Raw genomic sequence first — 25080 nt, forward strand, 5'->3', positions numbered from 1 at the left:
TCAGGCGCTCCGGACGTTCTTGGCGTTCATGGCGGCGACGTCGAGGGTCACCGGGTTCTGCGCTTCATGCGGATGCTCGGCGCCCTTGTAGACGCGGAGATTGCTAAGCTGCCGGCGGCCGAGCGGCCCGCGCGGCAGCATGCGCTGCACAGCCTTTTCGAGCACACGCTCAGGGAAACGGCCCTCGAGGATGAACTTGGCCGAGCGCTCCTTGATGCCGCCCGGGAAGCCGGTGTGATGGTGATAGACCTTCTGGTCGCGCTTGCGGCCGGTCAGCGCCACCTTGTCGGCGTTGATGACGATGATGTTGTCGCCATCGTCCATATGGGGCGTGAAGGTCGCCTTGTGCTTGCCGCGCAGGCGCAGCGCGATGATCGAGGCGAGGCGGCCGACGACGAGCCCGGAGGCGTCGATCAGCACCCATTTCTTTTCGATGTCGGCGGGCTTCGCCGAATAGGTCTTGCCGTACATGGGATGTCAAATTCCGTCTGAACGAGCGGTTCGGATGGCGCCGGAATAGGGGAAGGGCGGGCGCAGGTCAAGCGGTTTTGCGCGCCTTCGCGCCGCGCATCTCCTTAAAATCCGCCAGATTCAATTATGCGGTATTATGATACCGTATTTTCGGCCAACTCAGCGCGTCAGCTTCGCCGCGCGCACCATTGTCACGCGCTTGAACATCTGGTCGATCGCCGCCGTCACCTGCGCCGCGTCATTGGCGACGAAATAGTCCGCGGGCGACGAAGCGCAGGCGCGCATCTGGTCGGGAATTTCGGGAAGCAACCTGCGCCGCAGATAGGCGGAGCGCCAGTCGTAATCGCTGTGGTGGACGAGATATGTCGTATAAAGCGTCATGAGCGTCGCGCCCATGGCCTTGACCGGCGCGCACCAGGCCGGATCGACGCCGATCAGCTCCATTTCATAATTCCCGGTCCACGACGGCGGCACATGCGGATTCGGCACGCAGGGCGGGGCGCGCGGCGTATCGGCGGGTGCGGGCGTCGGCGTGCCGTCTCCGGGCGGAAGCTGGCTCCAGCAGGTCGTCGTTCCCGTATAGGGCGGGAAGAAGGTCGTCGAGGGAACCCAGTTGTAACCGCCGGGCGAACTGCGTTTATTGTCGACCGAATTCCCCACGCCGTCGGTCATCACGAGCACGAAAGTCTTCGGGCTCGCAGGCGAATAGCCGTCTCCCGTCGCGCCGATCTTCAGTTTCAGTTCGTCGAGCGCGTGCTTGAGCGACGTGCCCGCGCTGCCGTCGGCGATGTCCATGGCGGCGATCGCTTGGCGGATCGAGGCATAGTTCGAGGTGATGTTGATTTCGGTCCGGAAGTTGGTCGCGAATGTGTAGATCCCGAAGCGGATCGTTCCGCCCGTGGCCGACATCGTCGTCTCCGCCTGGTTGACGATCGCGGTCAGCGCGTCGCGAATGACATCGAAGCGCAGCTTGTAGCCCATCGCGCGCGCATGGGCGACGCCGTCGAAATTCGCCGGGTCGCCGCCGTGATTGTTGTGGCAGGCGAATTCACAGCCGATTTGCGGGTCCGCGCTCATATTGGACTGGTCGATGGCGGAGGCGCCCATGCCCATGGACTGGGAAGCGTCGACGAGCACGTAAACGTCCGTGTATTGCGTCCCGTTCGAGGATTTCGCGGTAGCTGTGACAGTGACGGGAATCGTCGTCACGCCCGCCATCTTCATGATCGATGTCGGCACATTGACGGTCGCCGTGGGCGAGTAATTCGCGGAAGTCGCGGTCACCGCCCCGTTTGGCGCAAATGACTCGACGGAGACGCCGCCCCATGTGACTACGTTGGCGTTGAACGTCATTTTGGCGGCGTTGTCGCCGGCGAGCGTCGCGGCGGAAATCGCGGCGCCCGCGCGCAGGCGCGCCGCCGCCGTGGTCGCGCCGGCGAGCGAGGCCGCGTCCAGCGCCTTCTGCGCCTTCGCGCGAATGCCGTGCGCCCTGGCGTAATCGACGGCCGCGCCGGCCCCCATGACGACGGGAATGATCGCGAGGCCGAAGATCAGCGCGACCGCGCCGGAACGCGATTTTCTGAAGTTTTTGGGCGAACCGCCGTTTGCGAGACGTTCGATGAGCCGCATAGCGCTTCCTCGGGACATGACGTGAGCGTCACAATAGGGCGGCGGCGGTTAAGGTCGCGTGCAACCTGCGGCTTCGTATGCTTCATAGTTGATAAACGAACAACGGCCCTCGCGCCCGAGCGGGGCGAGGGCCGTCTTGCGCCGGGCGGCTATTGATGCAGCGCCTCGCCATGCAGCGCGATGTCGAGGCCCTCGCGTTCGTCGTCGCTGTCGACGCGCAGCTTCGTGACGAGCGACACGGCCTTCAGCGAAATGAGCGTGCCGATCACGCACCAGACGATCGTTACGCCGACGCCGATCGTCTGAACGACGAACTGATGCGCGTCTCCTTCGAGCAGACCGGCGACGCCGGGATCGGCGCCGGAGGCGGTGATCGCCCGCGTCGCGAAGACGCCCGCCATCAGCGTGCCCATGATGCCGCCGACGCCATGGACGCCGAAAACGTCGAGCGTGTCGTCGTAATGGAACCTGTGCTTGGCGACGGTGCAGAACCAGTAGCAGACGGCCCCGGCGACGAGGCCGATGACGACGCCGTGCCAAGGGAGGATGTAACCTGACGCGGGCGTGATCGTGCCGAGCCCCGCCACCGCGCCGGAGACGACGCCGAGGACCGAGGGCTTGCCCCGCTCGATCCATTCCAGCCCGCTCCATACGATGGCCCCCGAACAGGCCGCGAGATGCGTGGCGACGATGGCGAAGACCGCGCGCGAATTGGCGCCGAGCGCCGAACCGCCATTGAAGCCGAACCAGCCGACCCAAAGAAGGCCCGTGCCGACGACTGCGAGCGAGAGATCGAACGGCGACAGATTTTCGCGCCCGAAACCCACGCGATTGCCCATTACGAGCGCGCAGACCAGGCCTGCGACGCCGGCGTTGATGTGCACCACCGTGCCGCCCGCGAAATCGAGGAGGCCCATCTTCTGAAGGAAGCCGCCGCCCCATACCCAATGCGCCGAGGGCACATAGACGATGAACAGCCAGACGACGCAGAAAAGAATGAAGGCCGAAAACTTCATGCGCTCCGCGACCGAGCCGCCGACGAGCGCGCAGGTGATGACCGCGAAGGTCATCTGATAGGCCATGAAGAGGATCTCGGGGATGGTCTTGGCGAGCGGGCTCACCGTGTCCATGCCGATACCCTTCAGCATGGCGCGCGCCGTGTCGCCGATCCAGGCGCCGTCGCCGGAGAAGGCGAGGCTGTAGGCGACGCCGACCCACAGCAGCGAGACCACGGCGGTCGCGATCAGGCTCTGCGCCATCGTCGCGAGCACGTTCTTCTTGCGCACCATCCCGCTGTAAAACAGCGCGAGGCCAGGGAGCGTCATCATCAGCACGAACGCCGTGGCGACGATCATGAAGGCCGTGTCGGCGCTGTCGATCTTCGGGGCGTCCTGCGCGAAGGCGGGCGTAGCGAGGAGGCACGGCGCGAGGAGCGCCGGAAAGCGTTTCATGGGCGTCTGCTCTTTTCTCGATTAAAGCGCGTCGGAATCGGCTTCGCCGGTGCGGATGCGCAGGGCGCGCTCCAGCGGCGTCACGAAAATCTTCCCGTCGCCGATATGGCCCGTGAAGGCCGCCTGCCGGATCGCAACGAGGGCGCGGTCGACTACGTCGTCGTTGACGGCGACCTCGATTTTAACCTTCGGCAGAAAGGAGACGATGTATTCCGCGCCCCGGTAGATTTCGGCGTGTCCTTTCTGGCGGCCGTATCCTTTCACCTCCGTCGCGGTCATTCCATGGATGCCGAGCGCCATGAGATGGTCCCGGACTTCGTCGAGTTTGAACGGCTTGATGATCGCGATGATGATTTTCATGTGAACGGAGTGCTTTCGAAGACGGCAAGATGGCCGTTTCGTCAGCAATCGCCGTGCCAGCGTCGACGGCGCTGCGCGTTGCGTGATCGAAACGGCGTCTTCTCGGGCGCCCGAGCCCTCTTTGTCCGCAGGCGCGGCGCCGCGCGCCCAAAAAATCCACAATCTGTGCAAAGTTTCGGCGCGATCTCTCCGTCTTCCGGCCTTGCGCGCCCGTTCTTGGTTCATGCTTGGTTCAGCGGCGAATCCGTAAATAGACGTGTCTTCGCACGAAGATGAACGGCGGGGAGGAGGGTGAATGCAGCTTCTTCGGACTTTGGCGGCCGCGCTTGCGATCGCCCTTGCTCTCGTCGCGGGACGGGAGGCGTCCGCGGCCGAACGGCGCCTCGCGCTCGTCGTCGGCGAAAGCGCCTATCCGGCGAAGCCGCTGGCGACCGCCGCGAACGACGCGGGGCTGATCGCCCAGACCTTGCAGGCTGCGGGCTTCGACGTCACCGGCGCCCGCGACCTCGAGGAAACGGCGCTGAAGCAGGCTTTCCGCGACTTCCTTGACAGGACCGCCGAGGCCGGCCCGGACGCTGTCGCCTTCGTCTATTTTTCAGGCTACGGCCTGCAGCTCGAGGGCGAGAACTATCTCGTGCCCGTCGACGCGAAAATTTCGCGCGATAGCGACATTCCCATGCGCGGCCTGCGCGTGACGGACTATTTGAAGCCTCTCGCCGCCTCCGGCGCCAAACTCGCGGTCATGGTTCTCGACGCTGCGCGCGCCAATCCCTTCGAGATGGGCGGTCAGCCGCTCGCCGGCGGACTCGCGCTTTATGAGCCGGGCGCGCGGGCGCTTCTCGCCTTCAACGCCGCGCCCGGAACGATCGCGCCGGAAGGGAAAGGCGACTACGGCGCTTACGCCCATGCGTTGGCGGAAATGATCCGCGACGGCGGCCGTCCGCTGATGGAGGTCTTCGAGAATGCGCGCCTGCGCGTCTCCGAGACGACCAAAGGCGCGCAAATCCCCTGGAATTCCGCGAAGGTCGAGACTGATTTCCTGTTCTTCCAGCGCGATGCGGGCGCCCCGCCGCGCGCCGACGACGCGGCGAAATTCGCGCAGCCGATGGCCGCGCTCGGGCCCGAGGACGGTTTCCTTGCGGCGCTTCGCCAGGACACCTTGGAGGGCTATCAGGATTATCTCTCTGCTTACCCGTCGTCCCCCTACGCCAAGCAGGCCCGCGCGCTGATCGCCGCCCGCCGCGAGGCGCTGACCTGGCGGCGCTCCTGCGGGGTCAATTCCGCCAACGCCTATTGGTCCTACCTCAAGCGTTATCCGAAGGGGCCGCATGTCGGGGACGCGCGCCGGCGGCTCGCGGAACTGTCCTACGATCCCGAACCGCCGCCGGCCTTCGACATGATCGACTACGGCTATCCGCCGCCGCCGGTGGAGGAAATCGTCTATGTCGAGCGGCCGGTGGTGATCTTCGACGATCCGATGTGGGGGTTCGTCCCGCCGCCGCCGCCGCCCGTCTATCTACTGCCGCCGCCGCCGCCGGATTTCGTCGTCCTGCCGCCGCCGGTCGTCATTGCGCAGCCCTATGTGTTGCCGACGCCGGTCTATGTGCCGGTTCCCGTCTGGCAACGGCCGCCAGCCTATATCGCGCCGCCGCCGAACAATTTCATCTACGCCAACGTCCACAATTCCGTGGCCGTGGACCCGATGGCCAATAATGTGGTCGTGCGCAATCCGGCCGGGGCGGTCATTTCGACGGCCGCCCTCACGGCCGCGGGAGCAGGCGCCGCCGCGGCGGCCGTCGGCGCGGCGCTGCCGCATTTCATCGCAAAGCGCAATCCGGTCGCGCCGCCCGTCGGCATGGTTCCGCCTGGCGGCGGCCCGGTTCCGATCTCCGCGCCGGGCGCTTCCGGCCCCGTCGCTCCGGGCGCCCTCCGGCCGCCGATTGCGCCGGCGGGGCCGGGCGCCGCAGCGGTCGCCCCGGGCGGACCTGTTCCTGGAGGCGTTGTCGCGCCCCTTCCCGGCTCCATGGGCAAGGGGCCGCCCGGCCAGCCCGGCGGCGGGGGCGGCGCCGTCGTCGCGCCGGAGCCCGGGAAGCCGGGCGGCGCGCTCCCCGGCGGCGTGATCGGCGGGCCCGCTCAACCCGGCCTGCCCGGCGCGCGGGATCATGCGCTGCCGCATCCGCCGGGCGCCGCGGGTAAGGCGGCGACGACTCCGCCCGAGGCTGGAATCGCTTCGCCGCTTGCGCCGCAACCCGGAGCGGTCGGCGGTCCGGCGGATCGCGCGCTTCCGAAACCCGGCCGCGCGGACAGAATCGGCAAGCCGCCCCTGCAGGGCGGCCCTGGCGCCGGCGCAGTGGAGATGGATCCCGGCGGCCGTCCCGGCGCGATCGCGCCCGGCGGCGGGGCGGGGGAGGCGCGCGTTGCGCCGCCACCGCGCGCCGGGAGGCAGCGGCCGCCTCAGGGGCCCGGCGGCGGCGAGGCGATGTCGCCGCGCGGCGTGATCGACCGGCCCCATCAGTTCGCGCCGGGCGGCGGCGGTTTCGGGCCGCCCGCCCAGAGCGCGCCCCCGCACGGGCGTCAGTCCCCCTATGACGGGGCGCCGCCGCAAATGCGCGGCATGAACCCGGGGGGCGGCGGTCCCGGCATGCCGCCGCAGATGCGGGGAATGCCTCGCGACGTCATGCCGGGCGGCGGCGGGTTCCCGCGGGAGGCCGCGCAGCCGCGCATCCGCGAGGCGCCCTTCGGCGGCGGGGGCTTTCCGCCGCAAATGCGCCAGGCGCCGGTTGATCGCGGTCCGCCCGCGGGGATGGGCCGCGCGCAACCGCCGATGCCTCAGCCGGCGGCGCCGATGATGCGGTCACCCCCTCCACCGACGGAGTCCGAGCCGCATGGCCCGGCCGCATTCGGCGGCGGGGGTGGGGCTCCGGCGATGCGCCGCGGCGGCGCGCCTAATCCCTACGCAGGCGGAGGCGGCGGCAGCTTCGGCGGGCCGCCGGGATTTGGCGGGATGCGCTGAAACGACAGCAAGAAGGCCGCGGGACGTCGCCTCCGCGGCCTTTTCGCATTAACGAGGCTTTTGGGGGGATTATTGGCGCGCCGCGCTGCGTTTCGCGCCGCCTGTCTGAATGTCGCGCCAGGTGTCCGACTGCGAAATCATCTGGCGGATCGAAGCGACGTTTTGCGCGGCGTCCACCGGCGAGAGATCGCGGCGCGACAGCTCTTCGGCCTCGCCAAACTTGCCCTGCAAGGCGAGCACCAGCGCCAGATTCTGCCGCACGCGCGCGTCGGCCGCCGGCTGGTTCGCCGCGAGGCGCAAGGTTTCCTCAGCCCGCGGCAGATTGCGCGAGAGTGCGTAGGAGAGCCCGAGATTCGAGAGAACGGAGGGTTCGTTCGGCCGGATTTTCAACGCCGCCTCGTAATAGACGCGGGCGCCCTCGTGATCGCCGAGCTGGTCGGCGAGCGAGCCCTGGGTCGACAGGATCGACCAGTCGGGACGGTCTGGCGTATGCGCCTTCTGCAGCACTTCCGCCGCCTGCTTGATCTGGCCGGCGTCGGCGAGCGCCTTGCCATAGGCGCCGAGCACCTTCATATCCTCGGGATACTGGATCGCGAGGCCCTGCATCACGGCGACCGCCTGTCCATTCTGGTCCAAAGCATGTAACGCCTTGGCGTAGGTCATGGCGGTCGTCTTGTCTTTGGGATTGCGATCGTAGCGGCGGCCCCATTCCTCCGCGAATTGACGCAACGCTCCTTCGTCGGTCGGCAGCGCGGGCGAGGAGGAGCCGATCGAGCCGGTGACGTCGCCAAGGGAGACCTTGTTGCAGCCCGCAAGTCCGACGAGGGCGACGAACGCCGCGACGGAAAGGCGGAGCGGTCTCCGGGGGGAAAGGGGCGCCTCGGTCACGGCGAATCTGATCCGTTTCGATGAATGGGCCGACGGGACCGAGCAATAAAGCGTTAACCTTAATGGGTGATTAACGGGAGCGGGACGCGCCGATGACGATGAAGCTCGAAGACTGGTCCGCAGACGCCATCGCGATCGACTTCGTGGACAAGAGCCGCTGGCCGCAGGCGAAGGAAAGTCTGCCGCCGGTAGTTGCGGCGCTCGCCGCGGCGACGGCGTTCGAGGCGAAGCCGGGCAGCCTTCTCGTCGCACCGGAGGTCGAAGGCGCGCCGCCGCGGGTTCTGTTCGCCGTCGAGGAGCCGGAAAGCAAGAAGCGCGATCCCTTCCTCGCCGGGAAGCTTGCGACCGCTTTGCCGCCTGGACGGTATCGACTGGGCGAGGGCGTAGCGGATCCCGAACAGGCCGCGCTCGCCTTTCTGCTTTCGAGCTATTCCTTCTCGCGCTATGTCGCGCCAAAAAACGAAAAACCGCGCCTGTGCGCCCCGCAGGGGATCGACCGCGCGCGCGTCGAGCGCATCGCGTCGGCCGTGGCGCTCGGCCGCGACCTTGTGAACACGCCCACGAACGACATGGGGCCGGAGGCGCTGGCGGAAGCCGCGCTCGCTCTCGCGGCGAAACATGGCGCGCAATCTCGCGCGATCGTCGGCGAGGCGTTGCTTGCGGAGAATTTCCCGCTGATCCACGCCGTCGGACGCGCCGCCGCGCAGGCGCCGCGGCTCGTCGAATTCACGCATGGTCCCGAGAATGGGTTGAAGGTCACGTTGGTCGGCAAGGGCGTGTGTTTCGACACGGGCGGGCTCGACATCAAGCCGTCAAGCGCGATGCTGCTCATGAAGAAAGACATGGGCGGCGCGGCGACGGCTCTCGCGCTCGCCTCGATGCTGATGGACGCCGCTGTTCCCGTCCGGCTGCGCGTTCTGCTGCCGATCGTCGAAAATTCCATCTCGGCGAACGCCTTCCGCGCGAGCGACATTTATCGCAGCCGCAAGGGGCTCACCGTCGAGATCGGCAACACCGATGCGGAAGGCCGCCTCATCCTCGCCGACGCGCTCGCCTACGCCAGCGAAGATGCGCCCGATCTGCTCTTCGACTTTGCGACGCTCACGGGCGCCGCGCGCGTCGCGCTGGGCCCCGAACTTCCGCCATTCTATACGGGCGACGACGCGCTCGCCGGGGAGATCGCCGCTTGCGGCCGCGCCGCAAATGATCCCGTGTGGCGCATGCCGCTGTGGGACAATTACGACAGCGGACTCGACGGCAAGATTTCCGACCTCGTCAGCGTGACGAGCGGCGGCTTCTCCGGCTCTATCATTGCGGCGCTGTTCTTGCGCCGTTTCGTGAGCGATCCGTCGAAATGGGCGCATTTCGACGTCTATTGCTGGAATCCGTCGACCAAGCCGGGCCGGCCCGAGGGCGGCGAGGCGCAGGGCGCCCGACTGCTCTACGAACTCATCGAGGCGCGTGCGAAAGGAAAGGCGAAACAGTGAGCGAGACATTCGACCGTCGACTGACGCCTGCGCGTCCCGACCTTGCGGCGGCGCATCTGAAAGGCCGTGTAACGGCGGAGCGCTATGTCGACGGCGCCGTGATGGAAGTGAAGGAGGGCGTCATCGACATGCGGCGCGAGCCGCGTCCGGACTGCCCGATCGACACGCAAGTTCTCTATGGCGAACGCGTCGCCGTCTATGACGAAGAGGAAGGCTGGGCCTGGGCGCAGCTCGCGCGCGACGGCTATGTGGGCTGGATCGCCGCCAATGCGTTGTGGAGCCGGTTGAGTTCGCCGACGCATCGCGTCGAGGCGCCGCGGACATTCGTTTATCCCGCCGCGAGCATCAAGCAACCCCCCATCCTGGCGCTGCCGCTTGGGGCCGAGGTGGAGATCGTCGACGAGCGCGGGTCGTTTCTCGTCACCCGCGACATGGGTTTCATCTGGCGGACGCACCTTGCGCCGCTGGCGAGCCCTGCGCAAGATTTCGTTGCGGTCGCGGAGAAGCTGATCGGCGCGCCCTATCTCTGGGGCGGAAAGTCGTCGATCGGCGTCGACTGTTCGGGACTGGTGCAAATTTCCCTTCTCGCGGCCGGCGTCGCCGCCCCCCGCGACAGCGACATGCAGGAGGCGCAACTCGGCGCGCCGGTCGTGGCGGGCGCCGCCCTTGCGCGCGGCGACCTGGTGTTCTGGAAAGGCCATGTCGGTCTCATGCGCGATCCCGAGACGCTGCTGCACGCCAACGGGACGCATATGCTCGTGTCGAGCGAGCCGCTCGAGCTCGTGCGGATGCGCAATCTGCAAGCGGGCGCGGGAGACATCACCAGCATCCGGCGGCTGGCCGTGTGACGCTTCGGCGCCGGACGATCGCCAAATCAATCGCCGCCGGGCGGCGACTATTCCCAAGCGAGGGTCATGCCGAAAACACTCTATTTCGACGACATCGTCGTGGGACAAAAGTTCCGCTCGGTCTCGGCGGAGATGACGGCGGAGGAAATGATCCGCTTTTCGCGAGACAATGATCCGCAATTTTTCCATGTCGACGAAGAGGCTGCAAAAGACAGCATTTTCGGAGGGCTGATCGCCAGCGGCTGGCAGACGGCCGCGCTGACCCTGCGTCTGCTGCTGACCGGATCGGGCGTGGTTTTCGCGGGCGGCGTCGTCGGCGCCGATGCGCGAATTTCATGGAAGCGTCCGGTTCGCCCGGGAGACCGTCTGCATATCGAGGGCGAAATCACCAAAACCGCGCCGTCGCGGTCGCGGGCCGATCGCGGTTTCGTGACCTTCACGGCGACAACCTTCAATCAGGACGGCGCCGCCGTGCAGACGATCGAAGCGACGATGCTCGTCTTCAGAAAGCCCGCTTTTCTGGAGAATGCGGTCGAGGATCTCGGCGGGGATTAGCGACCCTTGACGAAGGCGCGCAGGAGCCGCTTGGTGGCGACGACGCCCGCCACCGCCGCGCCGCGCGTCAGGTCCGACGTCGGATTGCCGCCGGAAAATCCGGCGCCGAAGTCGGTGACGACGGCGACGCCGGCGAACGGCAGACCAAAACGGCGCGCGAGGATTGCTTCCGGAACGATCGTCCAGCCGAGCAGATCCGCGCCGAGCTGCCGCGCGACCTTCGCTTCCGACGGCGTCTCGAAGCTCGGGCCGGAGAACCACATCAGGACGCCTTCATGCACGGCGACCCCGGCGCTGGCCGCCGCCGACTTGACGCGTCGAATCATGCGCTTGTCATAGGCCTCGTTCATATTGACCATCGCCTTGCCGCTTGCCGGCGCGCCGATGAGGGGATTGAGGCCGGTGAAATTGATGTGATCGGTGACGAGCACAACGCTGCTCGGCACGAGATCGGCCTGCACCGAAAGCGCGAGGCCGGTGCAAAGAATGTTGCGCAGCCCGAGGAGCGCCATCGTCTCGATCGGCCCGGCCATCAGACTGGGATCGCCGGTTTCATGGAAGGTCGTGCGCCCCTTAAGCATCAGCGTCGGCGCGCCGTCGATGGCGCCGACGATCAGTTCGCCGTTTTCGACGCCGGTCGCCGTCGGAAAGCCGGGCAGCTCCGCGTAAGGGATCGTGGCCACACGCTCGACAGTGTCTGTAACGCCGAAAAAATTTCGCCCGAGGATCACAGCGGACTCGATCGCAGTCAGGTCGCACTGGCCCTTGATTATTGCGGCCGCTTCCTCGGCGGGGCTGGTCATTGTGGCCTCTTGGCTCTCGCGAATCGCAAATGACGTGCTCGCCACCCTCGCAGATGCAAAAAGCCGGATCAACTCATAAGCAAAGCTCCAGTGTCCTGTTTATATTCAATTATGATTGATAAATTCTGATTGATTTCTGAACGCCGCGGCAAAGAGCGCGCGTGTGTAGTCATTCCGTGGCCGGGCAAATACTTCCGAGGCCGGGCCTTCCTCCACCACTTTGCCGTGGCGCATGACGATGAGATGCGCGGCGAGTGCCTTCACCACGCGCAAATCGTGGCTGATGAAAAGATAGGCGAGCGCGCGGCGGCGCTGCAGATCGCGCAAAAGATCAATGATCTGCGCCTGCACCGACATGTCGAGCGCTGAGGTGGGTTCGTCGAGCACGACGAATTTCGGCTCCAGCACTATGGCCCGGGCGATGGCGATGCGCTGGCGCTGGCCGCCGGAAAATTCGTGCGGGTAGCGATCCATCGTCGCGGGATCGAGGCCGGTTTCCTTCAACGCCCGCGCCACGATCTCGCGGCGTTCGTCGAGCGTGAGCTCTGGGCGCTGGACGGTGAGGCCCTCGGCCACGATCTCCGCAACCGACATGCGCGGCGAGAGCGAGCCATAGGGATCCTGGAAGACGATCTGCATGTCGCGCCGGAGGGGACGCATCTCGGCGACGCTTTTGCCGTCGATGCGCGAGCCCATGAAGACGATCGGCCCCTCGGAGCGGATGAGGCGGAGCATGGCGAGCGCCAGCGTCGTCTTGCCGGAGCCGGACTCTCCGACAACGCCCACGGTGGCGCCGGCGCGCACATTGACCGTCACCCCGTCGACAGCCTTGATGTGGTCGACGGTGCGGCGCATGAAGCCGCGCTTGATCGGAAACCAGACGCGCAGATCGTCCGCGGAAACGACGACAGGAGCATTTTCGTCTTCAACGATGGGATCGCCCTTTGGCTCAGCGGTCAGCAGCGCCTTCGTGTAGGGATGGCTGGGCGCGGTGAAGACGCTCTGCACGTCGCCCGATTCGACCACACGGCCCTTCTGCATGACGCAAACGGTGTCGGCGAAGCGGCGCACGAGATTGAGGTCGTGCGTGATGAACAGGATCGCCATTCCATAAGTCTGCTGCAGCCGCTCCAGCAGAGCGATGATCTGCGCCTGCACCGTTACGTCGAGCGCCGTCGTCGGCTCGTCCGCGATGAGGAGATCTGGCTTGTTGGCGAGCGCCATGGCGATCATGACGCGCTGACGCTGACCGCCGGAGAGTTGATGCGGATAGGCGCCGAGCCGCGCTTCCGGATTGGGGATGCCGACTTCGGTGAGAAGTTCGACGACGCGCGCGCGCATCGTCTCCTGGCCGCGCATCCCATGAAGCTCTAAAATCTCCGCGATCTGGCGCTCAATCGTGTGCAGCGGATTGAGAGAGGTCATCGGCTCCTGAAAGACCATGGTGATGCGCGCGCCGCGGATGGCGCGCAACTCGCCGTCGTCGACCTTGAGCATGTCCTTGCCGCCGAAGAGCGCCTGGCCCGTTGCGACGGCGCCCGGCGGCAGAAGCCGGACGATGGAGAGCGCGCTGATCGATTTGCCGGAACCCGACTCGCCGACGAGCGCGAGGGTTTTACCGCGCTCCAGCGAGAAGGACACGCGGTCGACCGCTTTCGTTTCCTTTCCGCCCTGCAGGAAGGAGACGGCGAGATCGCGGACGTCGAGGAGGGGAGCAGGTTGCGTCACTGGGTCCGTCACCGGAAATTCTTTCTCGGATCGAAGGCGTCGCGCACGGCCTCGCCGATGAAGACGAGGAGCGACAGCATCAGCGCGATGACGGCGAAGCCGGTAAGCCCCAGCCAGGGCGCCTGAAGGTTGGATTTGCCCTGTAGCAGCAGTTCGCCGAGCGAGGGAGAGCCGGGCGGCAGGCCGAAGCCAAGGAAGTCCAGCGCCGTCAGCGTCGTGATGGAGGAGTTGAGGATGAAGGGCAGGAAGGTGAGCGTCGCGACCGTGGCGTTGGGAAGAAGATGCCGCCAGATGATACGGAAATTCGACAGTCCCAGCGCGCGCGCCGCGTTGACATATTCGAAATTGCGCGCGCGCAGGAACTCCGCGCGCACGACGTGAACGAGCGAGACCCAGGAGAACAGCAGCAGTATGCCAAGCAGCACGAAGAAGCCGGGCGTGAGGAACGAGGAGATGATGATGAGCAGGTAAAGCTGCGGCAACGAAGACCAGACCTCGATGAAGCGCTGGAAGACGAGATCGACCCGCCCGCCGAAATAGCCCTGCACGGCGCCGGCCGCCACGCCGACGATCGAGGAAATGGTCGCGAGAATCAGGCCGAAGAGGACCGAGATGCGGAAGCCGTAGAGCAGCCGTGCGACGACGTCGCGTCCCTGATCGTCCGTCCCGAGCCAATTATACTCCAGCGCGGCGCAGCCCCGGTTCGGCTCTCCGGGCCGCAGTCCCTTGGCGGCGGCGGCCTCGCACTGCTTTTCGGTCAGCATCCAGGTCGGCGGCGAGGGCGCCGGCGTCGGCAGTTCGAGATTGTGCGTGTCGTAGGAAAAGCGAACGGGCGGCCACAGCATCCAGCCATGCGCCTTGATCTCGCCGGCGATGACGGGGTCGCGATAATCCGTGCGCGCGAGGAAGCCGCCGAATTTTTCCTCCGGGTAGGAAACGAAGGCGGGGAAGAGAAGTTCGCCCTTGTACCAGGCAAGAACCGGCCGGTCGTTTGCGAGGACGTTCGAGAGGAGCGACATCACGAACAGGGCCATGAAGATCCAGAAGGACCAATAGCCCCGTTTGTTGGCCTTGAAATTGTCGAGCCGGCGGCGGTCGAGCGGGGTCAGGCGTAGCCAGCCGCTGCGCGCGACCGGCGGCGCGAGACGGGTCGTATCGGTCGTCGCGCTCATCTCAAACCTCCCGCGTCTCGAAATCGATGCGCGGATCAATCCATGTGTAGGTCAGGTCCGAAATGAGATTCACCACGAGTCCGAGCAGAGCGAAAATATAGAGATTGGCGAAGACTACAGGATAGTCCCGGTTCACGATGCTTTCGAAGGAGAGGTAACCGAGTCCGTCGAGCGAGAAGATTGTCTCGATGAGGACCGAGCCGGTGAGAAAAGCGTGCACGAAGGCGCCCGGGAAACCCGCGATGACGATGAGCATGGCGTTGCGGAACACGTGACCGTAGAGAACCTGGTTCTCGGTGAGACCCTTCATCCGCGCCGTCTGGACATATTGCTTGCGGATTTCGTCGAGGAAGGAGTTCTTGGTCAGGAATGTCTGCGTCGCAAAGGCGCCGAGAGTCATGGCGCTCACCGGCAGGATGATGTGCCAGAGATAATCCTTCACCTTGCCGATCAACGATAGCTGCGCGAAGTCGTCGGAGGTGAGGCCGCGCAAGGGGAAGATCTGCCAGAAGGAGCCGCCTGCGAAGAGTACGATCAACAGCATCGCGAAGAGGAAGCTCGGGATCGCATAGCCGATGATGATGAGGTTCGACGTCCACATGTCGAAGCGGCTGCCGTCGCGCACGGCCTTGGCGATGCCGAGCGGAATTGAGATGGAATAGGAGAGCAGCGTCATCCACAAGCCGAGCGACATGGAAACCGGCAGCTTGTCGGCGATGAGCTTGATGACGCTTTCGTCGCGGAAATAGCTCCGCCCAAAATCGAACATTGCATAGTTTTTCACCATCAGCAGGAAACGCTCCCAGGCCGGCTTGTCGAAACCGAACTGTTTTTCCAGCTCTGCGATGAATTTCGGGTCGAGCCCTTGAGCGCCGCGATATTTCGAGGCGCTTTCGGCGGCCATGGGACCGGCCTGGGTCGCGGCGCCCTGGCCGACGTCGCCGCCGCCGCCCGAGAAACGGCCCGTCGCGCCGACGTCGAAGCCCTGAAGCTGCGCGATAATGCGCTCGACCGGCCCGCCCGGCGCGAATTGCACGATGGCGAAGGAGATGAGCATGATCCCGAGAATCGTGGGGATCATGAGCAACACGCGTCGCGCGATATAGGCGCCCATCTGTCAACGTCCCGTGAAGTTGATCTTTTTGGCCTTGTCTTCGTCCCACCACCATGTCCAGAGCACGCCGGTGTCGAATTTCGGCGGACGCTCGGGCTGGCCGAAGAGATCCCAGTAGGCGAAGCGGTGCACCGGATTGTACCAATGCGGAATCCAGTAGCGTTGCGAGCGCAGCGCGCGGTCGAGCGCGCGGCAGCAGGTCACGAGTTCCTCGCGCGTTCCGGCCTGCAACGCCTTGTCGACCAGCGCGTCGACGGCCGGATGCGAAATGCCGGCCAGATTGCGGGAGCCGTTCACATTGGCGGTCTTGGAGCTGAAATAGGCGCGCAATTCCTCGCCGGGATTCCACGCCATCATCATCACGTCGTGAACGATGTCGAAGTCGAAATCCTCCAGCCGTTTCTTATATTGGGCGGCGTCGACGATGCGAATGCGCGCGTTAATCCCGAGAAGCTTCAGGTTCTTGATGAAGGGCTGGGTGTGCCGCTCGAACACGTTCGAATTGTCGAGAAATTCGAATTCGAGCGGCGTCCCGTCGGGCAAACGAAGCGCCCCGTCCTTTCGGACGCAGCCCGCCGCGACAAGGAGATCATTCGCCTTCTTCAGCATCGCGCGGTCCTGGCCGGAACCGTCCGAGACCGGCGACATGAAGGGCTCGCCGAAGACTTCCGCGGGCAGCTGATCGCGATAAGGCTCGAGAAGCGCCTTTTCGGCGTCGCTCGGCAGGCCCCGCGCGGCAAGCTCCGAGTTCTCGAAATAGGAGGAGATCCGCTTGTAGGCGTCATACATCAGGTTGCGGCTCGTCCATTCGTAATCGAAGGCGTAGCCGATCGCCTCGCGCACGCGCGGATCCGCGAAAATCTTGCGGCGCGTGTTGAACATCCAGCCCTGGATGTTGGGAATGTTGTTGTTGGGGGTCGTCGCGCGCTTCACGCGCCCGTCCCTGAAGGCGGGGAAGTCGTAGCCCGTCGCCCAGACGCGTGCGATATTCTCCTCGCGTTCGGTGAAGGCGCCGGCCTTGAAAGCCTCGAAAGCCACTTGGCTGTCGCCGAAATATTCGAAGCGCACGACGTCGAAATTGCCCTGTCCCCGTGTGATCGGCAGGTCTTTCGCCCAATAATCCGGCACGCGGCGATAGGCGATGTAGCGTCCCTGTTGGAATTCGCCGACCTTGTAGGGGCCGGAGCCGAGCGGCGGCTCCAGCGTCGTCGCCTCGAAATCGCGGTCCTTGTAATAGGCGCGGGAAAAGATCGGCTGGCTCGCCACATTGAGCGGCAGGTCGCGCGCGCGGCCGGGGGCGAATTTCACGACCAGAACGTCGTCCGCTTCCGCCGTGGCGCTCACCATGTCGCGAAGCATCTGGCTGATGACGGGATGGCCCTTTTGCTTGAGGATGTCGAGCGAAAAGGCCGCGTCATGCGCGGTGAGCGGCGAGCCGTCGTGGAAACGCGCCTCCTTGCGCAGAAGGAAGGTGTAGGTGAGCTTGTCCGCCGAGATGCGCACCTTCTTCGCCACGAGGCCGTAATAGGCGTCGCGCTCGTCGAGGCTCTGATTCATCAGACTGTCGAAGACGAGCGACATGCCCGTCGCCGGGTTGCCGCGCAGCACATAGGCGTTGAAAGTGTCGTAGGTTGGGCTCGGCGGAGACAGCGCGAGCGCGCCGCCCTTGGGCGCATTCGGGTTCACATAGCCGAAATGTTTGAAGTCCGCGGGTTCGGCGAGGTCGCCAAAGGTCGACAGGCCGTGGCTCTCCGTTTCCCCGGCCGCGGCCGCGCGGGGCGCTTCGGCGGCGGCGGTCTTCTGGCCGCTCTTGGCGAGCGCGCGCGGAACGACGGCGGCGGCTGCGCCGAGCGCGCCTGCGCGGATCAGACGGCGGCGGGAGAGCGGGAAAGCGAAGGGAAGATCAGCCAAAATCGACCTCGGGCAGGGAAGGGGGACGGCGCGACGCGCGGCCGAAGATTCGCCCCAGATTATGTCGGTTTTTGGCGGCCTCGCCAGTGGCGGCGCGCCGCTCAGGCGGCGTTGGCGTACTCTTCGCCGCGCACGGTCATTTGGCGCGATTGCTCCGGATCATAAAGGCGAAGCCGCTCTGCGACCGTTTTATTATAGACCACGGCGGCGTCGCGCAGATCGAGCCGGTCGAGCGCCATATTCGCGTCAGCGGCGCTGGTCCTGTCCCACTCGACCAGAAACACGACGCGATCCGCCTGCGCCGCGAGGAAGCGCGTGTGCGCCGCCTCCAGCGCGGGGGGGCCGTCGATCACGATGACGTCGAACCATTTGCGTGCGAGCTTGAGCGTCGCGCGCAGGGTCAGGCCGCTCATCAGCCCGCCGACCGAGCTATGCGGGCGAACCGTGCGCCCGCCGTAAGGCAGCAGCGTGTAGCCGTCGGCGGCCTGATCGATAAGCGCGCCCTTGAGATCTTCGCCAGCATCCAGCACGTCGAGCAGGCCGAAGGGCGGCCTGCGCAGGTATGCGTTGCGGTCCGCCTCGATCAGGAGGACGCGGTCGCCGCCCTGGGAGAGATAGGCGGCGATATTGATGGCGGCCGTCGAGCGGCCCTCGCCCCGATGCGTCGACGTGACGAGCACGACGATCCCCTCGTCGCCCGCGACGGCCGGCGCGATTTCGGCGCAAAGGTCGCCAAGCCAGGGCGTGAGGTCAGGGACGACGGAGACGGGGTCTTCGCCGAGAGCGGGCGCCAGCATGGGCAGGAAGCCGAAGACTTCCACGCCGCCGAGGCGCTCGGCCTGAGAGGCGGTCCGCAGCGTCTTTTGCCGCAGTTCGCGCGCCGCCGCATAGGCGAGGCCGACCATGAGGCCGATCACCGCGCTGGCTCCGGCGAGCGCTATTCGGCCGGGAGTGGGCTTGGACGGCGGCGTGGCGGGCGAGACGAGGCGGATGTCGCTCGGCTCGAGATCCTTCACCTGAAGAAGTTCGCGCTGACGGTTGAGCAATTCTTCGTAGACGGCGCGCTCGGCCTTGGCCTCCCGCTCCAGCTCCCCGAGCTTGACCATCTGCGGGCCGAGTTCGCCGCTTTCCGTTTGCGCGGCCTTCAATTGGCCGGAGATGTCCGCCTCGCGCCGCTCCGCCTCCAGGAAGTCGGTGCGCGCCGAGGCCATCATGCGGCCGATTTCCGCGCCGATCTGGCGGCGAATGTCGGCGATCTGCGCATTGAGGCTCGCGACCTCAGGATGACGCGGTCCGAGAACCGTCGCCTGGTCTGCGGATTGGCGGGAGAGACGCGCGTAATCGGCGCGCAGCGCGCTGAGTACGCTCGATTGAATGGATTGCGGCAGGCTTTCGCCAACGCTGGCGCCAGCCTTGCGCAGCAGCTCGTAACGGGCGCGGGACTCTGCGGTGCGGGCGCCGGCAAGCACGAGCTGCTGATTGAGCTCCGCGATGCGGCGCTCGAGCAGCGTATTTCCCTGGCCTGCGTCCGTCACCCTGAGCCGCGCTTTCAATTCCGCCGCGGCCTCCTCCGCACGGCCGACGCGACCGCGCAGCTCCGCAAGGCGGCCCTCGATCTCCTTGGCCGCCGTCGCGCTCACGCCGCTGCGCAACATCGTTTGATCCTTGAGTATTTTCCTGGCCGCGGCGTTGGCGATCCGCGCGCTCCTTTCGGGCGAGGAGGAAACGGCCGTGACGTCGATCACATAGGTCGTTCCGCGCCGAACGATCGTCAGCTTGCTTCCCAGCTTGTCGATCGTCGCGATCCGGATTTTCTCCGGCGTATCGCCGCGCCCGCCGAAATAATCGTCCTTCGTGAGATCGAGTTCATCGACGAGTTCGCCCAAAAAGCCTTCGGCGTGCGCCACCTGAACGAGGCTTTCGATGGCGATCGCATCGCCGCCGATATTCGAAATGACGCCGCCGGAGCGCGTGACTTTCGCCGCGCGCGGATCGACCATCAGCACAGCGGTCGCCGTATACTTGTTGAAGAGGAAGAGCGAGGCGGCGAAGGCGAGCCCCGCGACGCCGGCGGCGACGATCGCCATCCGCAAGAGATTTCGCCGCAGGAACAGCCATACGGCGCCGGGATCGACGATGGCGTAGGCGCGCCGCGATGGCTCGCGCCAGAGGTCGAGCGGGCTGTCATCCATGTCTGCTGGACCGCTCATGCGCCGCGTCGAATTCTGGCTGGAATTTTTCATCGCTAACCACGTCCGCCGACGCTCGTTCACAGGTGGCTTCGAGATGCATAAAATATAAAAAGCATTAACCATGAGTTACGTTTGTGATTGATCCGATCACCCGGCGCAACGCGCTATTCCTTTCCATGCTCGTGGGAGGATCCGGCGCGGCCCGCGCAGCGCAGGCGGCGCGTGGGCATTTGCCTGAGACCATGCGTGCGGGTTTCAATCTGCCCGATCAGGCCCCGATGCGGGCGGACCATGTTGCGCGTCAGGAGACGCTTCGCGCCCTGCGGCAGATCGGGATGACCCATGTTCGCCTCCCGGTCGCCGCGGAATACGTTTTGTCGCCGTTCTCCGGTCCAGCGACCATCTCGCAGACGCTCGACGATCTTGATCGGGCGGTGGAGCGCCTGCTCGGGCTGGGTTACGCGGTGAGCGTCGATTTGCATCCGGAGAACGATTTCTCCGCACTACAGCGGCGCGACCCTGCGAACGCTCATCGGCTTCTCCTCGCGGGCTGGCCCGCGATCGCGCAGCGATTGAATCGATGGCCGTCCGAGAGAGTTTTCGTGGAGCTTTTGAACGAACCTGCGACGACGGACGATATCTGGCGCCCATTCGTGGAACGGCTGGCGCAGGCGGTTAGGGCCGTTCTGCCGGCGAACTACCTTGTCGTCGGTCCCGCGCCGTTCCAGAGGATCGACGCGCTCACGAACTGGACTCCCCTTGCAGACAAAAAGATCGTCTACGCCTGCCATTATTATGATCCGATGATGTTCACGCATCAGGGCGCGTCGTGGGATACTGCGCCCTGGGGCCGTGCGTCGGACGTGCCCTTTCCGACTGAGGCGAACGATGCGCGTTTGTTGTCAATCGCGCAGCGCGCGCAGGACGCCGGCGACGCCCCGCTTGCGGGCGAACTGCGGACCATGGCGCGCGCTGCGTGGAATGCGCAGACGATCGCCGCCCAATTCGCCGAACTCGGGCGCTGGGCGGCGCGTCACGACGCGCCGGTCGTCATCAATGAGTTCGGCGTCCTCAAATGGCGCGCGCGCCGCGCCGACCGGCTGGCGTGGCTCGTAGCGACGCGGCAGGCCGCTGAAGCGCAGGGTTTCGGTTGGGCGCATTGGGACTATTCGACGTCTTTCGGTCTCCTCGACGACGCCGGCGCAATCGATCAGGGTCTTCTGCTCGCGTTATTGGCCAAGCCCAGCGCCCTTGGCGCGAGCGCCCGGTCCGTCGCGCCGAGCGTCAGGGCGACGAGTCCCATGACGACGGGCAGCGAGAGCGGGACGAAATAGGCGTCTTCCTGAAAGAAGCCGTTCACGAGACAAATTGCGATCGCGCTCGTCGTGAAGGCGAGCGCCGGCGCGCCGGTGAGTTTATATAGACGCCAGCCGCAGCGCGCGATCCAGAGATAGAAGGCGATGACGAAGGCCGTGCAAACGCCGAGTTGATAGAGCAGCACGCCGAACGCGCTTTCGACAGCGACATTGGAGGCGCCGGAGCGCTGGAACGAGCCCCAGTCGAGTTTCGAGAAGTCCTCGATGGAGAGATTGCCGCCTTCTCCGAGCGTATGCCCGATCGGAAGCTTCAGGAAGCCGTTCACGCCGCCGAGCAATCCGAGCACGTGATAATCGCCGGTCCGGTAGCCCGACTGGAAGACGAAGATTGCATAGACGGCAAGACCGACGGCGAGCGCCGTCACCGGCAGATTGGAGCGGACGCGGCGGGCGAGCCAGTAAAACCCGACGCAGCCGAGCGCAAGCACCAGCGGTCCCTTGGCGCTCGTCGCGATGAGCAGCGGCATGGCGAGCGCCGCCATGATCCAATAGCCGTGCAAGGCGAGAAAGGCGATGAGAATCGACAGCAGATAGGCGAGGCTGATGGTGTTGAAATTCGGGCCGCTGAGCCGCTGAACCTGAATGCCGAGATCGCTGGTCAGCGTGGTGTTGAACAGGGTCGCGCGCGCATAGTCCGTCACATGCGTGACGACGACCCCCTGTTCCGCGGAGACCCTGATTTCATCGACATTAAGCAGGCGCTTGCCGACAAAGAGCTGAAGATAGTGCAGCCCGTTTGTCAGCGCGAGCCACGTCTCGTTGGAGAAGAGTTCAATGTAGCAACAGACCATGACGAGTCCGAGCAGGACGAAAATTGTCTGTGGCGCTGGAATCCGGTGCTTCACGCCGACGATCAGGAATGTCTGGAAAACGAAGATTGGCAGACCGATGTTGCGCAAATAAATGACCGAACTGCGCGGGTTGACGGCCATTCCGAGCACGAAATAGACGCCTACGACGCCGAGAACGCCGAGGGATGCGCCGATCATGCGGCGGATGAAGGGTGAAAAGATCGTCGGTTGCCGCAGGAATCCCCAGGCGACGGTGAAATAACAGACGATCGTCGTGATGAAGTTGTAGCTCTTGAGGAATTCGATGTCGGTGAAACTCGTGTAGTTCACCGACACGAGCGAGATGAACACGTTCTGGAAGATGTTCGCGGTCAGAATGACGATGGGAACATCCTGCTCGAAAATGCGGCCGACGACTATTGCGGCGGCAAGGCAGAACACGATCGCGAGAGGCTGCGATAGGACGTGCAGGAAAATCGGCGCGCCGGTCAACAGAAAGGCGAGCGCGAAGCCTCGGCCGAGGTCGGGCCATGCGTCGCGAACGCCGGCCGGCCGGCCGCGCGCAGCCGGAAGGTCGCCGGCGATGGTCGCGATCGCGAGACGGGGGTCGCGCACGTAAGCTCCTGCCGCCGCGCCTTGCGGGGGCGACGCGGCTGCGCGCGATTAACGCTCCGTTGTCGCTAACAAAAGATTAATGCGGGCCTGGTCAGCGCTGGAATCCCTGGTAGAGCGCCGGCAAATCCCTCGCGCGCGCCGGATGTTCGGTATTCTTCACGCCAAGGAAAAACACCCCGGAAGGCCCGTCCCACATCGCCGGCTCGCCGACGAAGCGATCGAGAAGGCGCGCGAGCAAAAAAAATGGCAGCCCGGCGGCGACGCCGGCTTTCTTGCTGCGGGTGAGCCCCCAGACCAGATATTTCACCGACCAGGCGAGAACGAACGCCGGGCCGCCGTTGCCGCCCATGTGGACGAGGGAGAAATCCCTGAAGAGAAAGCGGTGGCCCGTCACCGTGTAGCGCGTGAAATCGTAGGCGCCTTCGTGCACCTGCTGCATAAAGGGCGTTTCGGCATAGACGACGCCCTCGGGCTTTAGCATGCGCGCGATTTCGGCGACGACGTCCGCCGGCGCGGCCACATGCTCGAGCACCGCCTGGATCCACACGCCGTCGAAGCTTGCGTCGGCGAAGGGAAGGAAATGTGCGTCGGCGATGTAGTCGACGCTCGGGCTGAAATAGATGTCGACGCCGGTCTTGCGAATGGCCTCGTCGTCCCAAAGACGTTCGGTTCCGCTGCCTTTCGATCCGGAACCGATGACGAGAACGCGCGGGCCCGGGTTCTTTTGCTTCACCATGTCGACGAAGCGGGCGCAGTTCGCCAGCGTTCGCTGCGACACGCCGTAGAAGAGTCCGCGCGCGAACTCCATGAATTTCGTGGCCTTGCGTGGAAAATAGAATTTGCCGGTCTCGTAGGCCGAAGGCGTGCAGAGCGTATCGGTCTTCTCGAAAGCGATCAGGATCGGCTTGCCGCCGAAGCGCCTGAAGAGATGAGGAGCCTGGGAATGCGGACAGTCCGCGCCCGCACAGGCGAGATCGCCGTCCTTTTCGACGAGGGGGCGCTTCTCCTTGCAGGGGCATCGAAGAATTTCGTCGGACATCAACTGGAGCTCCTCGGGACGGTCCCGGCGCAGACAACATGCGGCGGAAGCTACGGCCTTGGGCTGAACATAAGGTTTTTGACGCGAATGCCGCCTGCAAAATCGAGGCTTGGCGTTCACCAGAGGTTAAAGCCGCGGCTGGCGCGATTTATTCCCTTTCCGCTAACCGTTTCGAGAGGATGAAGTGGCGGGGGATTCCGTCTCGCGCTATCTCGATTGCAACAAGCGGAGTCTTTTCGCTCATGCAAAAGCAGTTGAACGTCCTTGTTTCCCGGCTCGCCGCGCATCGCACCGCCGTCGGCGCCATTCTCGCGATGGGGATCAAGGCCGGCGGCGCATTGTTGACGCTCATCGTGTTTACGCTGGCGGCGCGCGCGATGACGGCGGACGAATTCGGGCGGCTCGCGATCTGGTTCAACGCCGTGAGTCTGCTGGCCGTCGGAGCGGTCTTTGGTCAGGACACGCTGATTGCGCGCTCCTTCGGCGAATACGCCGGCAAGGGCGACTATGAACAGGCGTGGGGCGCCTATCGCTTCGGCTGGAAAATGACGATCGCCTCCGCAATCGTCTTTCTCGCGGGCATGCTCCTTCTCGCGCCGTTTCTTTTCCCCGGGCTCGCGCGGACGTCGCTGCTCGCGGCCGCTTTCTTCCTGTTGACGCAGACGTTCCTGCACTATTCGTCGCATTCGACGCGCGTCGCGGTGAATTTCGTCGTCTCGGAGACCAATCGCGAATTGTTCTGGCGCATACTGCTGCTCACTGTCGTGGTCTGGGCCGTCTTGCGCCAAGGGCTCACGCCGGCCGAGTTCTTTATCGCAGCGGGCGTCGGACAGCTTCTCTCGCTCGTCGCGCAGCTCTGGTTCATGCGACGGGCCTATCTCGGACATCCGGTAGAAACGCTTACGCAAGCGGACAGCAAGACTTGGTTTTCCCGCGGAATTTCGATGTGGATCTCCGCGGTCGTCGAGGCGGCGGGACTCTATTTCGACGTCATTCTGATCGGCTATGTTGCCACCCCAGCGGTGGCGGGCGAGTATTTCGTGGCCGCGCGCATCGCGGCCATATTTCTGATGGTGCAGACCGGGCTCAACACCTACACCTACGCGCACAGTTCCCAGCTTTATTTTTCCGGGCAGATCGACCGCTTGCAGGATATGCTTCGCTCGCTCGTCGTGGTGTCGACGGCTCTGGTCGCTCCCTGCCTTTTGTTGATCTACGTTTTCGGCGCAGAAATCCTCACGATCTTCGGAGATCGCTATTCGGTCGTCTATCCGACGCTCGTCGTGCTTGCGACCGCTTGCTTCATCATGTCGACCTGCGGCTCTTCCTCCGTCGTGCTGCTCACGACGGGTCACGAAAAGCTCTATTCACGTGTGATTACTGCGGCGACGGCGGGGCGCGTCGCGCTCTCGGCGATCCTTGCGTGGCGGTTTGGCGCATTCGGCGCCGCCTGTGGCTGGGCGTTGGTCAACGCGCCGTTGGCTGCGGCGCTCGTGGCGATCTGCCGCCGGGTCTGCGGGGTGGATACTTCGATCTTCAGCGTTGTCGGTTATTTGCGTGCGAGGCTCGGCGATCGTTCGATTGGCCCGATCAAGGTGGCGTCATCCGATTAAAGAAAAGGACGGCCCACGTCGAAG

The 25080-nt window shown here is 65.1% G+C and carries 18 protein-coding genes and 1 pseudogene; 6 read left to right on the plus strand and 13 right to left on the minus strand.

Annotated features, from left to right (window positions below):
- The 4 genes from rplM to ACV959_RS07375 all read right to left on the minus strand — a co-directional run bounded on the left by rplM (position 1) and on the right by ACV959_RS07375 (position 3911).
- Complete coding sequence (gene rplM, locus ACV959_RS07360; protein ID WP_475739227.1) at positions 1–471, minus strand: 50S ribosomal protein L13; 471 nt, start codon at positions 469–471, stop codon at positions 1–3.
- Between the two features lie 159 nt (positions 472–630).
- Positions 631–2100 (minus strand): TadE/TadG family type IV pilus assembly protein, encoded by a 1470-nt coding sequence (locus tag ACV959_RS07365; RefSeq protein ID WP_475739228.1) that lies wholly within the window; start codon positions 2098–2100, stop codon positions 631–633.
- A 149-nt stretch (positions 2101–2249) separates the two neighbouring features.
- Positions 2250–3551, minus strand: coding sequence for an ammonium transporter (locus ACV959_RS07370; protein WP_475739229.1), 1302 nt, complete (start codon positions 3549–3551; stop codon positions 2250–2252).
- A 21-nt stretch (positions 3552–3572) separates the two neighbouring features.
- Positions 3573–3911, minus strand: a complete 339-nt coding sequence (locus ACV959_RS07375) for a P-II family nitrogen regulator (protein ID WP_475739230.1) — start codon at positions 3909–3911, stop codon at positions 3573–3575.
- A 295-nt stretch (positions 3912–4206) separates the two neighbouring features.
- On the opposite strand from ACV959_RS07375, the gene ACV959_RS07380 reads away from it, so the two are divergent.
- Positions 4207–6924 (plus strand): caspase family protein, encoded by a 2718-nt coding sequence (locus ACV959_RS07380; RefSeq protein ID WP_475739231.1) that lies wholly within the window; start codon positions 4207–4209, stop codon positions 6922–6924.
- A 69-nt stretch (positions 6925–6993) separates the two neighbouring features.
- On the opposite strand, the gene ACV959_RS07385 is transcribed toward ACV959_RS07380, so the two are convergent.
- Positions 6994–7812, minus strand: coding sequence for a tetratricopeptide repeat protein (locus tag ACV959_RS07385; protein WP_475739232.1), 819 nt, complete (start codon positions 7810–7812; stop codon positions 6994–6996).
- 98 nt (positions 7813–7910) lie between these two features.
- Here ACV959_RS07385 and ACV959_RS07390 point away from each other — a divergent pair, with 98 nt between their 5' ends.
- From ACV959_RS07390 to ACV959_RS07400, 3 genes are all read left to right on the plus strand, one after another.
- A complete protein-coding gene (locus ACV959_RS07390; protein ID WP_475739614.1) occupies positions 7911–9299 on the plus strand; it encodes a leucyl aminopeptidase family protein in 1389 nt (462 codons plus the stop codon).
- Positions 9296–10147 carry a C40 family peptidase gene (locus ACV959_RS07395; RefSeq protein WP_475739233.1) on the plus strand — a complete coding sequence of 284 codons (852 nt, stop codon included), beginning with the start codon at positions 9296–9298 and terminating at the stop codon, positions 10145–10147. The genes ACV959_RS07390 and ACV959_RS07395 overlap by 4 nt, the downstream gene beginning before the upstream one ends.
- A 66-nt stretch (positions 10148–10213) precedes the next feature.
- On the plus strand, positions 10214–10702 hold the full coding sequence (locus tag ACV959_RS07400; protein ID WP_475739234.1) for a MaoC/PaaZ C-terminal domain-containing protein: 489 nt from the start codon (positions 10214–10216) through the stop codon (positions 10700–10702).
- Here the strand turns inward: ACV959_RS07400 and ACV959_RS07405 are convergent.
- The 7 genes and pseudogenes from ACV959_RS07405 to ACV959_RS07435 form a co-directional block, all read right to left on the minus strand.
- A complete protein-coding gene (locus ACV959_RS07405; protein ID WP_475739235.1) occupies positions 10699–11505 on the minus strand; it encodes a phosphorylase family protein in 807 nt (268 codons plus the stop codon). The genes ACV959_RS07400 and ACV959_RS07405 overlap by 4 nt on opposite strands.
- Positions 11506–11610: 105 nt before the next feature.
- A complete protein-coding gene (locus ACV959_RS07410; RefSeq protein WP_475739615.1) occupies positions 11611–12468 on the minus strand; it encodes an ATP-binding cassette domain-containing protein in 858 nt (285 codons plus the stop codon).
- Positions 12451–13245: pseudogene (locus ACV959_RS07415) on the minus strand (ATP-binding cassette domain-containing protein); the annotation flags it as partial. The gene ACV959_RS07410 and the pseudogene ACV959_RS07415, both read right to left, overlap by 18 nt.
- On the minus strand, positions 13242–14405 hold the full coding sequence (locus ACV959_RS07420; RefSeq protein ID WP_475739236.1) for an ABC transporter permease: 1164 nt from the start codon (positions 14403–14405) through the stop codon (positions 13242–13244). The gene ACV959_RS07420 and the pseudogene ACV959_RS07415, both read right to left, overlap by 4 nt.
- A 1-nt stretch (position 14406) precedes the next feature.
- On the minus strand, positions 14407–15519 hold the full coding sequence (locus ACV959_RS07425) for a microcin C ABC transporter permease YejB (protein ID WP_475739237.1): 1113 nt from the start codon (positions 15517–15519) through the stop codon (positions 14407–14409).
- Positions 15520–15522: 3 nt separating this feature from the next.
- Positions 15523–17430, minus strand: coding sequence for an extracellular solute-binding protein (locus tag ACV959_RS07430; RefSeq protein WP_475739238.1), 1908 nt, complete (start codon positions 17428–17430; stop codon positions 15523–15525).
- A gap of 101 nt (positions 17431–17531) precedes the next feature.
- Entirely contained in the window at positions 17532–19622 is a 2091-nt protein-coding gene (locus tag ACV959_RS07435) for a GumC family protein (RefSeq protein ID WP_475739239.1), read from the minus strand.
- A 134-nt stretch (positions 19623–19756) separates the two neighbouring features.
- On the opposite strand from ACV959_RS07435, the gene ACV959_RS07440 reads away from it, so the two are divergent.
- Entirely contained in the window at positions 19757–20956 is a 1200-nt protein-coding gene (locus tag ACV959_RS07440; RefSeq protein ID WP_475739240.1) for a glycoside hydrolase family 5 protein, read from the plus strand.
- Between the two features lie 1539 nt (positions 20957–22495).
- On the opposite strand, the gene ACV959_RS07445 is transcribed toward ACV959_RS07440, so the two are convergent.
- A complete protein-coding gene (locus ACV959_RS07445) occupies positions 22496–23443 on the minus strand; it encodes a class I SAM-dependent methyltransferase (RefSeq protein WP_475739241.1) in 948 nt (315 codons plus the stop codon).
- 242 nt (positions 23444–23685) lie between these two features.
- On the opposite strand from ACV959_RS07445, the gene ACV959_RS07450 reads away from it, so the two are divergent.
- On the plus strand, positions 23686–25056 hold the full coding sequence (locus tag ACV959_RS07450) for a lipopolysaccharide biosynthesis protein (RefSeq protein WP_475739242.1): 1371 nt from the start codon (positions 23686–23688) through the stop codon (positions 25054–25056).
- Positions 25057–25080: the final 24 nt, after the last annotated feature.

The organism is Methylocystis sp. Se48, assembly GCF_056269425.1.

Excerpts from the sequence above, each read along its gene's own strand:
- rplM (WP_475739227.1), bottom strand. The coding sequence starts at position 471 with ATGTACGGCAAGACCTATTCGGCGAAGCCCGCCGACATCGAAAAGAAA.
- ACV959_RS07365 (WP_475739228.1), bottom strand. The coding sequence starts at position 2,100 with ATGCGGCTCATCGAACGTCTCGCAAACGGCGGTTCGCCCAAAAACTTC.
- ACV959_RS07370 (WP_475739229.1), bottom strand. The coding sequence starts at position 3,551 with ATGAAACGCTTTCCGGCGCTCCTCGCGCCGTGCCTCCTCGCTACGCCC.
- ACV959_RS07375 (WP_475739230.1), bottom strand. The coding sequence starts at position 3,911 with ATGAAAATCATCATCGCGATCATCAAGCCGTTCAAACTCGACGAAGTC.
- ACV959_RS07380 (WP_475739231.1), top strand. The coding sequence starts at position 4,207 with ATGCAGCTTCTTCGGACTTTGGCGGCCGCGCTTGCGATCGCCCTTGCT.
- ACV959_RS07390 (WP_475739614.1), top strand. The coding sequence starts at position 7,911 with ATGAAGCTCGAAGACTGGTCCGCAGACGCCATCGCGATCGACTTCGTG.
- ACV959_RS07400 (WP_475739234.1), top strand. The coding sequence starts at position 10,214 with ATGCCGAAAACACTCTATTTCGACGACATCGTCGTGGGACAAAAGTTC.
- ACV959_RS07405 (WP_475739235.1), bottom strand. The coding sequence starts at position 11,505 with ATGACCAGCCCCGCCGAGGAAGCGGCCGCAATAATCAAGGGCCAGTGC.
- ACV959_RS07420 (WP_475739236.1), bottom strand. The coding sequence starts at position 14,405 with ATGAGCGCGACGACCGATACGACCCGTCTCGCGCCGCCGGTCGCGCGC.
- ACV959_RS07425 (WP_475739237.1), bottom strand. The coding sequence starts at position 15,519 with ATGGGCGCCTATATCGCGCGACGCGTGTTGCTCATGATCCCCACGATT.
- ACV959_RS07435 (WP_475739239.1), bottom strand. The coding sequence starts at position 19,622 with ATGGATGACAGCCCGCTCGACCTCTGGCGCGAGCCATCGCGGCGCGCC.
- ACV959_RS07445 (WP_475739241.1), bottom strand. The coding sequence starts at position 23,443 with ATGTCCGACGAAATTCTTCGATGCCCCTGCAAGGAGAAGCGCCCCCTC.
- ACV959_RS07450 (WP_475739242.1), top strand. The coding sequence starts at position 23,686 with ATGCAAAAGCAGTTGAACGTCCTTGTTTCCCGGCTCGCCGCGCATCGC.